This is a genomic window from Gelatiniphilus marinus (assembly GCF_042684345.1).
GTDB classification, from domain to species: Bacteria; Bacteroidota; Bacteroidia; order Flavobacteriales; family Flavobacteriaceae; genus Gelatiniphilus; species Gelatiniphilus marinus.
The window spans coordinates 492,795-508,598 of the sequence record NZ_JBHULK010000001.1; the positions used below are offsets into that span (position 1 = coordinate 492,795).

13 protein-coding genes are annotated in these 15,804 nt (G+C 34.9%); 3 read left to right on the forward strand and 10 right to left on the reverse strand.

The annotated features are described in order from the left end of the window. Positions 1-43: 43 nt before the first annotated feature. The 10 genes from ACFSQS_RS02155 to ACFSQS_RS02200 all read right to left on the reverse strand — a co-directional run bounded on the left by ACFSQS_RS02155 (position 44) and on the right by ACFSQS_RS02200 (position 11,485). Positions 44-1,033, reverse strand: a complete 990-nt coding sequence (locus ACFSQS_RS02155; protein ID WP_388013370.1) for a Gfo/Idh/MocA family protein — start codon at positions 1,031-1,033, stop codon at positions 44-46. After that, positions 1,002-2,828 (reverse strand): sodium:solute symporter, encoded by a 1,827-nt coding sequence (locus ACFSQS_RS02160; protein WP_388013373.1) that lies wholly within the window; start codon positions 2,826-2,828, stop codon positions 1,002-1,004. Before ACFSQS_RS02160 ends, ACFSQS_RS02155 begins: the two co-directional genes overlap by 32 nt. A 114-nt stretch (positions 2,829-2,942) precedes the next feature. After that, the gene (locus ACFSQS_RS02165; RefSeq protein ID WP_388013376.1) at positions 2,943-5,468 is read right to left on the reverse strand and encodes a PIG-L family deacetylase; all 2,526 of its coding nucleotides are present in this window, start codon (positions 5,466-5,468) and stop codon (positions 2,943-2,945) included. Positions 5,469-5,868: 400 nt separating this feature from the next. After that, positions 5,869-6,936 (reverse strand): magnesium/cobalt transporter CorA, encoded by a 1,068-nt coding sequence (gene corA / locus ACFSQS_RS02170; RefSeq protein WP_388013379.1) that lies wholly within the window; start codon positions 6,934-6,936, stop codon positions 5,869-5,871. 33 nt (positions 6,937-6,969) lie between these two features. Continuing rightward, positions 6,970-7,500: a mechanosensitive ion channel domain-containing protein gene (locus tag ACFSQS_RS02175; protein WP_388013382.1), complete on the reverse strand. Its 531-nt coding sequence runs from the start codon at positions 7,498-7,500 to the stop codon at positions 6,970-6,972. Between the two features lie 54 nt (positions 7,501-7,554). Further along, positions 7,555-8,496, reverse strand: coding sequence for a septum formation inhibitor Maf (locus tag ACFSQS_RS02180; protein WP_388013385.1), 942 nt, complete (start codon positions 8,494-8,496; stop codon positions 7,555-7,557). 31 nt (positions 8,497-8,527) lie between these two features. Then, positions 8,528-9,121, reverse strand: a complete 594-nt coding sequence (locus ACFSQS_RS02185; RefSeq protein WP_388013388.1) for a Maf-like protein — start codon at positions 9,119-9,121, stop codon at positions 8,528-8,530. 57 nt (positions 9,122-9,178) lie between these two features. Continuing rightward, positions 9,179-10,093: a geranylgeranylglycerol-phosphate geranylgeranyltransferase gene (locus tag ACFSQS_RS02190; RefSeq protein WP_388013391.1), complete on the reverse strand. Its 915-nt coding sequence runs from the start codon at positions 10,091-10,093 to the stop codon at positions 9,179-9,181. 69 nt (positions 10,094-10,162) lie between these two features. Further along, on the reverse strand, positions 10,163-10,693 hold the full coding sequence (locus ACFSQS_RS02195) for a KdsC family phosphatase (protein ID WP_388013394.1): 531 nt from the start codon (positions 10,691-10,693) through the stop codon (positions 10,163-10,165). Positions 10,694-10,714: 21 nt separating this feature from the next. Beyond that, on the reverse strand, positions 10,715-11,485 hold the full coding sequence (locus ACFSQS_RS02200; RefSeq protein WP_388013397.1) for a Rossmann-like and DUF2520 domain-containing protein: 771 nt from the start codon (positions 11,483-11,485) through the stop codon (positions 10,715-10,717). Positions 11,486-11,545: 60 nt separating this feature from the next. On the opposite strand from ACFSQS_RS02200, the gene ACFSQS_RS02205 reads away from it, so the two are divergent. The 3 genes from ACFSQS_RS02205 to ACFSQS_RS02215 all read left to right on the forward strand — a co-directional run bounded on the left by ACFSQS_RS02205 (position 11,546) and on the right by ACFSQS_RS02215 (position 15,754). Next, positions 11,546-11,947, forward strand: a complete 402-nt coding sequence (locus ACFSQS_RS02205; protein ID WP_388013400.1) for a group III truncated hemoglobin — start codon at positions 11,546-11,548, stop codon at positions 11,945-11,947. A 209-nt stretch (positions 11,948-12,156) separates the two neighbouring features. After that, the gene (ccsA, locus tag ACFSQS_RS02210) at positions 12,157-15,351 is read left to right on the forward strand and encodes a cytochrome c biogenesis protein CcsA (protein ID WP_388013403.1); all 3,195 of its coding nucleotides are present in this window, start codon (positions 12,157-12,159) and stop codon (positions 15,349-15,351) included. A 10-nt stretch (positions 15,352-15,361) separates the two neighbouring features. Continuing rightward, positions 15,362-15,754 carry a hypothetical protein gene (locus ACFSQS_RS02215; protein WP_388013406.1) on the forward strand — a complete coding sequence of 131 codons (393 nt, stop codon included), beginning with the start codon at positions 15,362-15,364 and terminating at the stop codon, positions 15,752-15,754. Positions 15,755-15,804: the final 50 nt, after the last annotated feature.

Below are 15,804 nucleotides of genomic sequence, written 5' to 3' on the forward strand. Positions count from 1 at the left end.
AATAAAATTAACTTAAAGTAATAATAACCAGTCTTTTTAGTTGTTAGTAATGAAGATTTATTAGGTTTCTAACGTCATCTAAAGTTTTAATAAGCTGCTTGCTAAAGGCAAAAGTCATGATGTCGCTTTCTGTTTTTCTATTACGAAGAAGACTGTTAAAATGTTCAATTTCGTAGTTGTAGCCAATGGTTTTGTAATTAAAACCAATCGTTTTTTCTTCGCTGTTTAAATCGGTTATGGTAACTGTGGTCGGACAATGAAATTGTGTGTTGATTTTAATCGTTCCGTTTTCACAATAAAAAATAGCTTTAGTGGGCGTGTCTTCTAAAAAAGAGCTTTTTAAAATGGCCGTAACATTTTTATTGTAATTAAATTCAATGTCGCAACTAGAGTCAACTTCGGTGTCGGCAAACGTAGCTTGAGCTTTTATATGTTTTGGTTTTCCTAAAGTAGATAGTGCCGCAAAGATAGGGTATATGCCAATGTCTAATAAACTACCGCCGCCTAAAGATTTGTCCCAAACACGAGAGGTTTTACTGTGATTGGATTTAAACCCAAAATCGGCTTCCAGTTTTAAAATGTTACCGTATGTTTTGTTTGCTAATTCATTAAGTACAAATTGATAATGTGGTAAAAAATAGGTCCAAAGTGCTTCCATTAACAGCAGGTTTTTTTCTTTGGCTTTTGTTATCATTTCTTCCACTTGTTCGGCATGCATAGCAAAAGGTTTTTCGCACAAAACGGCAATTCCGTTTTCTAAACATAAAAGTGTATTTTCTTTATGGAAAACATGAGGTGTTGCAATGTAAACCGCATCTATATTCGAGTCTTTAGCTAAAGCCTCATAATTACTGTATGCTTTTATTGCATTATATTTTTCAGCAAATGCGTTGGCTTTATCTTTTGATCGCGAAGCCACGGCATAAAGTTTAGCGTTTTCAACAGTTAACAAATCCTGGGCAAATTTATTGGCAATATTGCCTAAGCCTATAATGCCCCAATTAATGGTTTTTTTCGTTGTTGATTTCGTCATTATTCTTATGTGAAACTTGGATTAAAATAGCAATTAAAATTACTAAAACACAGCCAAATAAGTTGAGCCATAAATAAGGCATCCAATCAAACCACCAACCAATTATTACAATTACCTGTGTGATTATTGCTGCAATAAAAACCGCATTGGCCTTAATGAATTTAAAGAAAAACGCCAATAGGAAAATACCCAAAACATTACCATAAAAAATAGACCCGATAATGTTTACGAGCTGTATTAAGTTTTCGGCAAGATTTGCGAAACATGCTATAATTATTGCTATACTTCCCCAAAGTAGGGTGAATAGTTTTGTAATTTTAACCATGTGGTTTTCGTCTTTTTTTTCTTTTAAATTTCTACCGTATAAATCTATGGAAGTAATGGTTGCCAAAGCGTTTATCTCTGATGCTGTTGATGACATGGCCGCAGAAAGTATTACAGCCAACAATAAGCCAACCAAACCTTTGGGCAAGTATTTTAGGATAAATGTGATAAACATATAATCCCTGTCGTTGGTTTGTGTGTCTTTTGCAGATTCTTTATACCACGCCCTTAATTCCTCTTTTTTCTCTTTGTAAGCCTCACTGTTTTTATTGTTTTCCAGGGCCAATAATTCATCGTTTAATTTGTCATATTTATTTGCGTAAGCGGTATCGATAGCGCGTTTAATTAAGTATTTAGATTTCAGGCGATGATTTTTTTCCACGCTATCTAAAACCGAAAGCTTTTCGTGCAAATCTTTATCATCAGTTTTAGAAAGCTGAATACTTAATGCTTTCTTTTCTTTGAAAAGTTCATTTTGTTTTTGCTGAAGATTTTGATATTGTTGCGCATATTCCGAAGTTAAAACCTTTTCAGTAGAAGCATCGATAAAATTTAGGGGTGCAGGATTGAATTGATAAAAGACAAATACCATTACGCCAACCAATAAAATGAAGAATTGCATGGGTACTTTTAATAGCCCGTTAAAAATTAATCCCATTTGCATTTCTTTCATCGATTTACCGGAAAGGTAGCGTTGTACTTGACTTTGGTCTGTTCCAAAATATGCCAAAGCAAGAAAAGCTCCGCCAATTAATCCAGACCAAACGGTGTATCGGTTTTCTAAATCGAACGAGAAATCCAATATTTCCATTCGCCCGCTTGCAGCTGCAATATCTAGCGCTTTGGTAAATGAAACTTGTTCTGGAATTAAATTTAAAATGATAAATAATGCTGCAAACATACCTGCAAAAATGACAAACATTTGATGCTTTTGTGTAACCATAACGGCTTTAGTACCGCCAGAAACCGTATAAATAATTACTAAAATACCAATGGCAATATTGAGATATACAATGTTCCAACCCAAAACAACCGATAAAATAATGGCAGGTGCAAAAATGGTAATACCTGCGGCTAAACCACGTTGAATTAAAAACAGAATAGCGGTGAGGCTTCTGGTTTTTAAATCGAATCGGTTTTCTAAAAACTGATAAGCAGTGTAAACTTTTAAGCGGTGGTACAACGGTATAAAAACCAAACAGATAATTACCATGGCAATGGGCAGGCCAAAGTAAAATTGTACAAATCCCATCCCATCTGAAAACGCTTGACCCGTAGTTGATAAAAAGGTTATAGCGCTGGCTTGTGTTGCCATTACCGATATGCCAATAGTCCACCATTTTGTAGTATTACCACCTTTTACATAGTCTTGTACGCTTTTGTTGCCTTTGGTTTTCCAGGTGCCATAAGCCACAATACTAAGTAATGTTGTTATTAAAACGATCCAGTCTATCTCGTTTAATGTTTGCATTTAAAACACTTGCATAATTAAATAAAACAATACAATATAAATGGCATTGGCAATTAGTACCATAGAGTATAATTTAAGCCAGGGCTGTTTTTTGGGTTTGTCTTGGGTCATAATTCAATCGTTTAGTTTGGCTTCCAATTTTAAATCTTCTTTTCCAATAGAAAGCATATTGGCAAATAACCGGTAAGCACCGGAAACACCTTCGGGAAGTTCCCTAAAAAAACTTAATCCGGTATATATATAATATCCTTTGCCGTATTTGGCAACGAGTAAACTGCCGTTTTTTGGCGATTCAGACTTATCGTTCATAGAAAGAATAGGGGTAAACTCATCTGCCCATGCGTTTGGGAAATATAAACCGCGTTCTTGTACCCAGCCTTCAAAATCGTTTTGGGTTATTTTATTGGGATAATTAAGAATAGGATGGTCGGGGTTTAAAAACCTAACCGTGGCATTTTCGTTTGTTACTCGGTCTCGCGATAGGTTTAACTGGTAAGGTGCTAAATTATCTACTTGCAGCCTGTGGTTGGTATTATATTGCACGATCAAGTTACCGCCGTTTTTAACAAAATTGAATAGTTGTTTTTGTTTGAACTGTAAATTATCGAGTACATTGTAGGCTCTAATACCAATAACAATGGCATCAAATTTATTAAGCATTTCTGCATTTATAGCTTCTGGTGTTATAGTTGATACATTATAGCCTATTTGCTGTAAACTTTCAGGAACCACATCGCCGGCCCCTTGAATATAAGCAATGTTTTCGCCCTTCTTTTTAATATCTAAACGTACAATTTTGCTTTCGCTTGGTAATAAAACGGTTTGAAAGGGGATGTGCTCGTAATCAATCTCAATGTGTTCTTTGGTGTAAGATTTGTTGTTTATATGAACTATTGGTGCAATGTAGCCTTCACTTTGGTTTTTGGGCGGAATAACGCTAAAAACAAGCTTTTGCTCTTCGCCTTTGTGCTTTATGTTTACTTTTTGGTTTTTGGGATATATGCTCCAGTCGTTTGGGTGGCTAACTTCAACAAAACCCTCAAGATTATCTCTTCCTGCTTTAACAACAACCGTTATTTCACGTTGATTGTTGTTGTTTAAAATAATGACTTTCTCGGTAATTTTTGTCGATGCTTCGGCAATAACCTCAAAAGGTTTGTACAGCTCGCCTTTTTCTGGTTTTGAATACCTATGAATTATAGGTTTTGTAATGGTTAAGGCAACGTTATTTATTGAAAGATTGAAATTAATGTTATAAACTTTGGGTGTTTCAGCTAAACCAATAAGCTTTGGGTTGCTAACTTTGTACATTCCTAAAGTTCCTTTTTCGCTCAGCCAATACGGTGTAGAAGGTTTTTCATCTGAACTGATTTTTATAGTTTCTTTAAAGTTGTATTTTACATTGTTTTGTAATGCGATGTTTTTTGTTGCGCTAAAACCGTTTGCATCGTTTAAACTTAACAAGTTTATAGAAATATTACTTCGGTTTAAAACTTCAATATTAAGGTTTATGTTTTCGTTTGGTGCTGCCCAATTGCTATCTGCCGAGACCTCTAAATACAAACCGGCGCACATTTCAATAATAGCCTTAAGCTCTTTTGTTTTTTGGGTTTTCCAATGGGTGTCGTTAATGTTTTGAAGCAGCTTATAAGCTTCAAGTAATTGCGTAATGTGCTGCGATGGATTTTTAAAATTGAAGTTGTTTTCAATTTCATATAAAATATCTCCGATGGCTTTCCCGCCATTTACCCGACCCCAAGTGGTGTCTATGCCTTCAAAGATGTTTTCGTTATTTGTTAATGGACTACCTTTAATAAGCTCGATGTATTCTTGCTGCGAACCGCGTTGCGATAAGCGCCCGAAACCTTGGCATAAATGTTGGCTGCTCGCCATTGCAGCAAGTTCGTTGTTTGATAGCCCTTTAAGCGGATAATAGGTGCCGACATCAATACTTAGCATATTGCTTTTATCTATTTTATAGAATGTTTCTATGCTGCCATAACGCCGCCAACTGGTATTGTAAAATAAGCGTTTGGGTTGCCAGGGGCTAGTGTATTTTAGTTGCTCTGGATACACAGGTTTTTGGTTTGCCAAATCGAAAGCCTCAATAATTAACATGGCAGAAGCGGTGTGATGCCCATGTGTTCCGCCTGTTCTTCTGTGATCGAACCTGTTAATAATAATGTCTGGTTTAAATTTTCGTATGGCTAAAACCACATCGCTTAACACTTCGTTTTTGTTCCATATACTAAAGGTTTCGTCTGGATGTTTAGAATAACCAAAATCGTTAGCTCTTGTAAATAATTGTTCGCCGCCATCTATACGTCTTGCAGCCAATAACTCCTGGGTTCGTATAACCCCTAAAAGTTCTCGTAATTCTGGGCCAATAAGGTTTTGCCCGCCATCGCCTCGGGTTAACGATAAATAACCGGTTCGCGCTTTTATATGGTTGGACATGTATGAAATGAGTCGTGTATTTTCATCGTCTGGATGCGCCGCCACGTACAAAACAGAGCCTAGAAAATTAAGCTTTTGAATGGCTTGGTAAATATCTGCAGATGCGGGTGTTTTGGGTTTTTGGGCTTGTAAAAACAAGCAAGAAAATAAAAATATAAATAAATAGGATAGGTTTTTTTGCATGATTATCTTGTTAGATAAAAAATCAAATATAACAAAGTAAAACAGCCAAAGTGTAGCTTTTAGTTTTTCTTTAACTTTATTGGTTGTGGTTTGGCTAAAGCCAATTGGGGTTGTCTGTGTTTAAAAAAAGGTATAATTTTTTTTTTGATGGTGTTTTAATCGATAGAATCCGTTTTGGGTTTTTGTCCTAAATTTTGAGTAAAGATATTTTTAGGCAACAGCCAATTGTATTGTTTGTATCGTTAAAATGGAATGAATCCATTGCTGTTTAAAAATCCATTTTATATATTGCCATCAAATAAAACTCACCTTTGTTTGTACTCTTTTATAAAAAGCCTCATACTTTAACTTGAGATAAATATTGAAAATGTAATTTGGCTTTAGCCAAACACAAAATAAATTACAACCACTTTTTGCGTTTAAAGTAAAACAGCATCCCAATAAAAAGCAGCACCATAACGCCCCATAAAATAAAATAGGAATACTTATATTTTAGCTCTGGGATGTACTCGAAATTCATGCCGTAAATGCCGGCAATAAAGGTAAGCGGTATAAAAATGGAAGCCATTATGGTAAGTACTTTCATAACCTCGTTCATTTTATTGCTAATGGTAGTCATGTACATATCCATTAAACTCCAGATCATTTCGCGGTAAATATCTATGTTTTCAGAAACTTGAATTAAATGGTCGAAAATATCGCGATAAAAGGTTTTTGTTTTCTTTTGAATTAAGGGGCTTTCGTGTTTTTCAATACGACTTATAACTTCGCGAAGCGGAAAAATAGCGCGGCGTACTTTTAGTATTTCTCGCTTTAAATCTTGAATATCTTTGCTAACATCATCTGTGATTTTCCCGTTAAAAATGGCTGTTTCAAAATCTTCGATTTTATCTCCTAAAACTTCAATAATGCTAAAGTAATAATCTACAATGGCATCTATTAAAATATAAAGCAGGTAATCGGCATGCATGTTGCGAACCCGTCCTTTGGCTTGCCTGATTCTGTCTCTAACAGTATCAAAAACATCACCGTCTGATTCTTGGAATGAAAGCACATAGTTCTTTCCTAAAACAAAGCTTACTTGCTCTGTGGTTATGTTGTTGTTTTCGTCGTAGTACAGCATTTTTAAAACTACAAATAGGTAGTCTTCGTATTCATCGATTTTTGGGCGTTGTGCTATGTTTACAATATCTTCTAAAACCAGTGGGTGCAAATTGTAGTGGTTACCCAGTTTTTCTATGTCGTTAACATGGTTTAATCCGTTTAAATTAATCCATGTTGTAGAATTTGTAAGTTTAAACTCGAAACTTTCTTCTACGGCCAACAATTCTTTTTCGATGTATTGGTCTTTGTTATAATCGAACGCTTCAATAAAAAGTTTATGTGATGCCTTTTTTCCGGTATAAATAATACTACCGGGTATTTGCCCTAGTTTTTTATTATGGGTTTTGTTTCTTGATTTCGACATTTAAATAAAGTAAACCATAAATATAACGAATAATTACACAGCATCGCCGTCATCTTCAATAGCGTCTTTTTTTATAAGGGTAACCGCTTTTTGCAGGATTAAATTATTGGGGTAAGTTACCAAATCGCCATCATCTAAACGTAAGTGCAATTGAAACGCCCTAATATCTTCAATAATAGCGGTAATTGGGAAATCTTTGTCATGTATTTCTATTTTATCGCCAACTTTGTACGGAAAGTTAAAAAACATAATTATGCCCGAAGTTACGTTGCTTAAAATAGACCAAATGGCAAATAAGCCAATACCTATTACAGCAAACACAGAAGAAAAAACAACGGCCAAATCTTCAAAACGAGCTCCTAAAACAAAGGCCTCAATTAATAGTACTATTAAAAAAAGCGTTACGTTAACGTACCTGCGCATAAGTCTTTTTCGGGCATCGTTAATACCGTTTTTTCTAGCTATTTTGGAAATGGTAAAATTTGTTATTGCTCTTATAATTAATACGGAAACAATAATAATACCTGTAATTAAGAGTCGGTCTTGAAGCGTGTTGGAAAACATTATGTTTTAATTAATATTAATGTCTGGCAAAGATAGCTAGTTTTTAATACAATATTAGTAGAGTTGAAGCGTATCTCTTAGCGTTTTGTGCGTATTGCTGTTTTTTTTCCAATAGGCAGATTTTATGGTTTTTAACTTGGTGGCTCTTGTGGTTAAGGTTTGGGCGTTTTTACCAAATCCGCTTTTAAGGGTTTCTTCCCAACCTAAAATATCGTACGGGAAATTTAGATTGAATTGAATGGTTAACGTTCTGTTTAGCTCAGGATATTCAATTAAATATCTATTGTTGGTTAAACTAACTTGGGCTTTGTACGCTTTTAATTCGGTATGTTTTAATTGGCTATATTCAAGCGATGGTATAATTTGTAAATTACCTGTTGGTAAGCTTTTAGGATTGATGCGCAATTGGGTCCAAAGTTCGTTTTCTAAAATAGCTTTTTCTAATTTGAAGTTTTTGTCGCCTTCACTTTCAAAATATGAATATGCTGAAATTTCAAACTGATTTTTATTGTTTAATTGCGCATAAACCTGTCCGCACCATTCTTGAATAGAACTGGTTACTTTTATGGCGTGCTGGTTGTTTGAAACCGGAAAAAAGGTGCTCTGCATAATGGAATACGGATACAAGCCCGTGTTGAATTTTTTAGTGGCGTTTAGCTTTAAAACGGAAATGTTATTGGGGTTTTGGGTATCGGCCTTTATCTGTTGGTTGGGCAGAAAATCTTCGGTAACATAAATTAAAACGGCTTGTCCTTGGTGTATTTCGCCGTAACGCGCTTGCTCTAATTTATACGACGTAATTTCTGCTTTGCCAGCATACCAATATGCTTTAAATGCTTCTGATGGCTCTTTAGATATTGGTGTTGTAGTGGCGGCTTCTGTTTCAAAATTAGATGCTAAATCTTGTGTGGCCTTTTTTTTATTGCAAGATGTTATTAACATTAACAACCCAATAATGAGCCAAAAAAGAGTTTCGGCTTTAATAAGCTTTTTCATAGTAGTAAATTTTATGTCTAAATTTACAAATTTATAAAGCGTTTACCATATCATTTAACGTTTTATAAACAGCGTGAACGGGCAATCCCATAACGTTAAAATACGAGCCTTCAATTTTTGTAACGCCAATTTGCCCAATCCAATCTTGTATGCCGTAAGCACCAGCTTTATCAAAAGGTTTGTGGGTTTTTATGTAAAAATTTATTTCGTTATCAATTAATTCCTTAAAAGTAACTTTGGTAATATTATGTATGGTTTTTTCAAAAGAAGTTGTAGTAAAACAAACCGAAGTTATCACTTCGTGAGTGGTATTGCTTAAGGCTTTTAAAATAGAAAACGCTTCTTCTTCGTTTTTGGGTTTGCCCAAAGCTTTGTGGTTGTGCCAAACAATGGTGTCGCTGGTAATTAGTATGTCGTTTGGTTTTAATTCTTCTTTAAAAGGAAGCGCTTTTAGTTGTGCTAAATAATTGCAGATTTCAAAATGCGTTAATCGTGGTGGGTATTCTTCTTTTATGGGTTTTAATCGAATCTCGAAATTCAACCCTAAATTTTTAAAAAATGCTTGCCGCCTCGGTGAAGCAGATGCTAAAATAATGTTGTGGTTTTTTAGTTTTTGGTTTAGCATTTTTTTAGTTTTCGGTCGCAGTTTTCATTTACAGTCGGTACTTTGCGATAAAAAATATCACCTTAAAATAGGTAAATAAATTAACAAAGACAACATCCCGAACAACATCACCAATTTTAAAACATTACTAATGTGATGGTAATCGTTTTTTGTTTTTGCGTTGAATGATTTAATGCTAATATAAAGCAAAGGCGCAATAATTAAAACTAAAAAATAAATAACGGCCACTTGGTTTTTGTACAACGAATTAATAGTGTAATACGATACCGCAAATAGCGGAATAAGAGTTAAAATAAAAAGAATATTGCCCGCGCGTTCTCGCCCAATAACTATGGGAAGTGTGCGCATGCCAGCTTTATAATCGCCATCAATATCTTCAATATCTTTAGCGATTTCTCTGATAAGATTTATAATGAATGCAAACAGGGCATAGTCTAAAATTATTTTAAAAAAAGTGAATAAAGTTTGCCTGTTTTCAGTAGTAATTATTGGTAATATTTCAAAAATACCAACCACAATAATACTTAATGCCACCAATGCGGAAATAATAATATTACCAATTAAAAAGGCTGGTTTTAAATACGAAGCATACACATAAAGCAATGCAGAAATAACAACGAATATTGAGAAAAACCCAATTCTGCCAACCGATTGCGATAAATAATAGCCTAAACCAACACCAATTACATTTAAAACAATAAAAACATTGTAAGCCGTTTTTTCTGAAATGAATTTGCCAACAATCAGTTTATCGGGGTTGTTTACAAAATCGGTTTCAACATCGTAAATATCGTTAATTACATTACCAGCTGCGGCAATGCAAACGGTAGCTATAACTAAAATTGAAATTTGCAAAGTGCTTAATCCAAAATCAACCCCAAAAGATTCTAAAAACGCGTATTTTATTAAGAGTTGCACGAGGGCAATTAGTAATAGGTTTTTCCAACGGACTAAGTTTAAAATGCCACGCATTTAGTTAAAAGTTAAAAGTGAATAGTTAAAAGTATGCCACGAATATTTATTTTAACAGTTAACAGCTAATTAATCATACTTCGCGCTAAAGTTCCCATTCCATTTCCCTTGTACTTTTAACACTTGTTCAATAACATCGCGTACCGCACCTTTACCACCTTTTTTATGCGAAATATATTTTGAAATGTTTTTAATTTCGGGTACGGCATCTTGCGGAGAGCAAGGTAAGCCAACAATCTTCATAACGGGAAAATCGGGAATATCATCGCCCATATACAGTACGTTTTCAGATTTAATATCTTTTTTATCAAAGTAATCGTTAAGCTGTTCAATTTTGTTGTGCGCACCTAGATAAATATCTGTAATACCCAAACCTTCTAAGCGTTTTCGAACTCCTTCGTTGCTGCCACCAGAAATTATACAAACGTTAAATCCAGCATCAACAGCGGTTTTAAGTCCGTAGCCATCTTTTATATTCATTTTTCTAAGCATTTCTCCGGTGGTTGTTACGGTAACAGAGCCATCGGTTAAAACGCCATCTACATCAAAAATAAAAGTGGTTATGTGCTCTAAATATTCCTTATAACTTTTGTTTTCCATTATTGTTTTTTTCAAAATTGGTTACTGGCCTTTAAAAGTGCCATGTGTAAACTGTATAGATTTTGTTAGCAGCTTGTAAATGGCTTTATGCTGCTCGTTTTTTAAAATTTTTAAATGCTTTTTTATGGTTTTTTTGTCGTTTCGCTTAGCAGGACCGGTTTGTGCCATGTATGGCGATATGTACTGGGCTTTCTTTGCCGTTTCAAAAATCAATGGTTTTAATAAATCGAACTCGGCACCTTCGCTTTCAGTAATTTCGTGCCCTATTCTGTATAACTGATTCGTGAAATTATTTACAAAAACAGCTGCTAAATGCAACACACTGCGTTGGTCGCTGTTAACTTTTTTGGTTGGGCTTCCTATGGAAATGGCCAGTGCTTTTAAAATATGATAATCTTTTTTGTCGATGGTTTCAATGCAAATTGGCACGTTTTTAAAATCCATTTCGGCATCTTTACTAAAGGTTTGCAACGGATAAAACACACCGCGTTTTAGCTTTTTATCAATATCGTAAACACCAACACCGCCCGAGGTGTGTACAACCAATTTGTTTTCAAACGGTAGCTGTTCAGATAATTCTGCAATGGCATCGTCGCTAACGGCTATAATATAGACATCGGCATTTTTTAATGTTGACAAATCATCAATAACTTCAACTTCGTTTTTATACGTAACAATGGGTTTTAAACTTCTGTTGTACCATTGCTTTACAACAACATTTCCAGCTTTATTAAAAGCTTTAAATAGGTGAGTGGCTACATTGCCCGCGCCAAGAATAACTACTGAAATCATACGGCGAAAATAAGCAAGTATTATATTATATAAAAGACTTATGCTTTATCTTTGTTTATTATGGATAAAAAAGATATTGAAACCAGAGCCGATGTGTTTTTGTTGGTCTCTTCATTTTACAAAGAAGTTAGAAAAGATAATGTTTTAGGCCCTTTTTTTAATGATGTAATTAAGGATTGGGACGAACACCTAGATAAACTAACCACCTTTTGGGAATCGAGTTTGTTTATAACGCGAAAGTTGGAAAAACGATACCAAGGAAACCCTTTGGAAGCTCATGTAAAAGTGGATAAAGAAAATAATAACACGATCTCAGAATTGCATTTCGGGCTTTGGTTAAACTTGTGGTTTAAAACCGTTGATGAACTTTTTGAAGGCCAATACGCCGAAAATGCCAAACGACGCGCCCGAAAAATGGGGACCTTCTTGTATTTAAAAATATTTGAAGCCAGATCTCAGTAAGCTGTTTACAGTCGCAGCCTCAGTTTTTAGTGATTATTCTTAGCGCCTTTGCACCAAAAAAAAGCATAATGGCATTGTACGGTTTACAGTTTCAATAATCGGATTTTTTAACAAGAATATTAGTGAATTTGTGGCAACTCTTTTAAAATTTAACATATCAAAATCAACAAAAAATCCTTAAATTTGCTCGACCTAAAAAGGTAGCTAATATGCAAAATAAACTCGCCAAAATTCTATTCTCAACCAAACTTACCGCTGTTTTATTTTTAACCTTTGCCCTGGCTATGGCCATAGGCACGTTTTTAGATGCCGGACAAGACACATCGCCCACACCATATACGCGAAATTTAATTTACAATGCTTGGTGGTTCGAGGCTATAATGGTATTTTTTGTAATTAATTTTGCCGGCAATATTTTCAGGTTCAGATTGTACAAAAAAGAAAAATGGGCAACTTTAATATTGCACTTGTCGTTTATTTTTATACTGGTAGGTGCATTTATTACCCGTTACGTAAGTTTTGAAGGCATGATGGCCATTCGGGAGGGCGCAGCAGAAAACACCTTTTTGTCTCAAAAAACATACATTACTACATACATTGATGGCGATTATGTAATAAGCGGGCAAAACCAAAGACGCGTTATAGAGTCTGAGGTCGATTTCTCCAAACGTTTAAACAACAAATTTAAGGTAAATACCGATTACAACAACCAACCCGTAACCATAGAAATAGAAAAATTTATAGCTGGAGCTGAAGAAGATATTATTCCTAATGAAGATGGCGAAGAATATTTAAAACTAGTCGAAGCCGGAGGCAATGGTTCACATAACCATTTTTTAAAAGTTGGAGAAATTGCCAATGTACATAACATATTAATTGCCGTTAATAATCCTACCGATGGTGCTATAAACATAACGTACTCTGATGGCGGATTAACCATACAATCACCTTTCGAGGGCAGCTATTTAACTATGGCAACACAAGCCCAAGGCATAGTGGTTAAAGATAGTGTGCAGCCTTTAATTTTACGATCGCTTTATAAAATAGGCAACATGCAAATGGTTTTTCCTAAGCCCGTTATAAAAGGGGTTTTCGATGTGGTACAAAAATCTGAAATTCTTAAAAACGATGCAGATGGTGTAGTGCTTAAAGTTACCGCAAACAACCAAACCAAAACCATTGGGCTTTTAGGCGGCAAAGGTACCAATAGTGCTTTTAAACAAATAAAAGTTGGTGGTTTAGATTTTGCCTTTAAATACGGATCTAAAGTATTGGAGCTGCCATTTCACATCAAGTTGAACGATTTTGTAGCCGAAAGGTATCCGGGAACAGATAATGGATATTCGGCATTCTCAAGTCAAGTTACTGTTTTAGACGAACAAGAAGGCGATTTCGATTATAAAATATACATGAATAATATTTTAAATCACCGTGGCTACAGATTTTTTCAATCCAGTTTCGATCCCGATGAAAAAGGCACCATATTATCAGTAAACCACGATTATTGGGGCACTTTACTCACTTACATAGGTTATTTTATGCTCTACTTTGGCATGATGGCCATTCTATTTGTTAAAGGCTCGCGTTTTGGTGATTTAGAAAGGCAACTCAAAAAAATAAAAGCAAAAAAAGCAAAATTACTTTCTGTTGTCTTATTGTGTTTTGGGTTAACCGCATTTTCTCAGCAACATTCAGAAAACGATGGGCATAGGCACTCCAAACCATCAAAGGCGCAAATAGATTCTATATTAAAAGCCAATATAACACCAAAAGCACATGCCAACGAATTTGGGCATTTAGTAATTCAGGATCTTAACGGCCGTATGAAACCTGTTAATACATACGCATCAGAAATGCTTCGTAAATTAAGTAAAAATGATACTTACGAGGGGTTTGATGCCAACCAAGTACTGTTGTCCATTCAAGAAAGCCCGTTGCTTTGGTACAATGTTCCAATTATTTATATAAAACCTAAAAAGGGCGATTCTATTAGAAGCTTACTAGGCTTACAAAAAGAAGAAAAATACGCCACATTAGCCGATTTTTTTACCATGAGAGGCGAGTATAAATTATCGCCTTTCTTAGAAGATGCTTACAAAGCCCAAGTGCCAAATGGTTATCAAAAAGAATTTAAGGAAACCGACCAGCGTGTTAGTTTGTTGTACAACGCCGTTGAAGGGATGTCGTTAAAAATATTTCCGATTCCTAACGATGATAACAATAAGTGGATTTCGGCTTACGATTACAGAAACGATAAAGCCATAAACAATAGGATTTCTGATTCGCTTTACGGCAATTTTATTAAAAACGGATTTAGAGCTTATTTATTTACGCTAAACAAATCTAAACAAACCGGAGATTTCTCTGAAGCTTCAAAACTTTTAGGCGCATTTAAAAAAACACAGCATCAATACGGTGCCAATGTAATGTTGAGCGACAAAAAGATAAATACCGAGGTATTATACAACAAATACGATATTTTTAAAAGGCTTTACAGTTGGTATTTGTATGCAGGTACTTTGCTTTTTGTAATTCTTATTGTTCAAATATTCAAAGATAAAAGTAAAACCATAAACATTACGGTTAATGTATTAAAGTTTGCTATTCTCGGGCTGTTTGTTTTACATACTGCCGGTTTAATTGTGCGCTGGTACATCTCTGGCCATGCGCCTTGGAGCGATGCTTACGAATCTATGATTTATGTGGCTTGGGCAACTATGTTTTTTGGTTTGGCCTTTGGCAGAAAGAGCGATTTAACCATTGCCGCCACAGCTTTTGTAACCGCTATGATTTTAATGATAGCCCATTGGAACTGGATGGATCCTTCTATTGCCAATTTGCAGCCCGTTTTAGATAGTTATTGGCTTATGATTCATGTGGCGGTAATTGTTGGTAGTTACGGGCCATTTGCTTTAGGCATGATATTGGGTGTGGTGTCGCTGTTGCTAATGATTTTTACAAACAAATCGAATAAAACCAAAATGGATTTAAACATAAAAGAGCTTACCGTAATTAACGAAATGGCATTAACCGTGGGCTTGGTATTGTTAACCATTGGTAACTTTTTAGGCGGCATGTGGGCCAACGAAAGCTGGGGACGTTATTGGGGCTGGGACCCGAAAGAAACTTGGGCGCTTATTAGTATTATGGTGTATGCTTTTGTAATACACATGCGATTAATTCCGGGGTTGCGAGGTCGCTGGTTTTTTAACCTGATGGCTATTGTGGCGTTTTCTAGTATTTTAATGACTTATTTTGGAGTGAATTTCTATTTGGCCGGCTTGCACAGTTACGCCAGTGGCGACCAAATTGTAAGTGTTAAGTTTATTGCCATTGCTTTTGCCATTGTTGCGGTTTTAGCGTTTTTTGCTTATCGCGGATATGCAAAGTATTATAAGAAGTAAATTAAGCCATTTGAAAAAAAACCTTAGTTTATTTTTAGGACTAATAATTTTATTTACCTCTTGTAAATCAAAGATAAAATATTCTGATTTTAATGAATCTGATTTTTATGAAGTTCAAGGCATAATAAATTATGCAAACCCAAGTAATAATCCTTTTGATGTTTCAATCGTTAAAAATATAGGCTATAGTTATTTCTTAGATCGCCCAATTCATTTAAAAGGAGAGGAAAAGAACATAGAAATGTTTGAACCTAAAAAGGGTTATCCTTTAATTGTTTTGGTTCATAAAGACAACGAAAATATTAGCTTTTATGGTCGAGTAGGAATTCTTAAAACTCTTAACAACAAAGAGAAAGAATTTCTTAAAAAGCATATACAAGATGAAATTAAAAAAATAGAATAATTCTTTTTTTAAGTATTAAGAGATGTCTCAATCGTGCCTCATTTCGACAT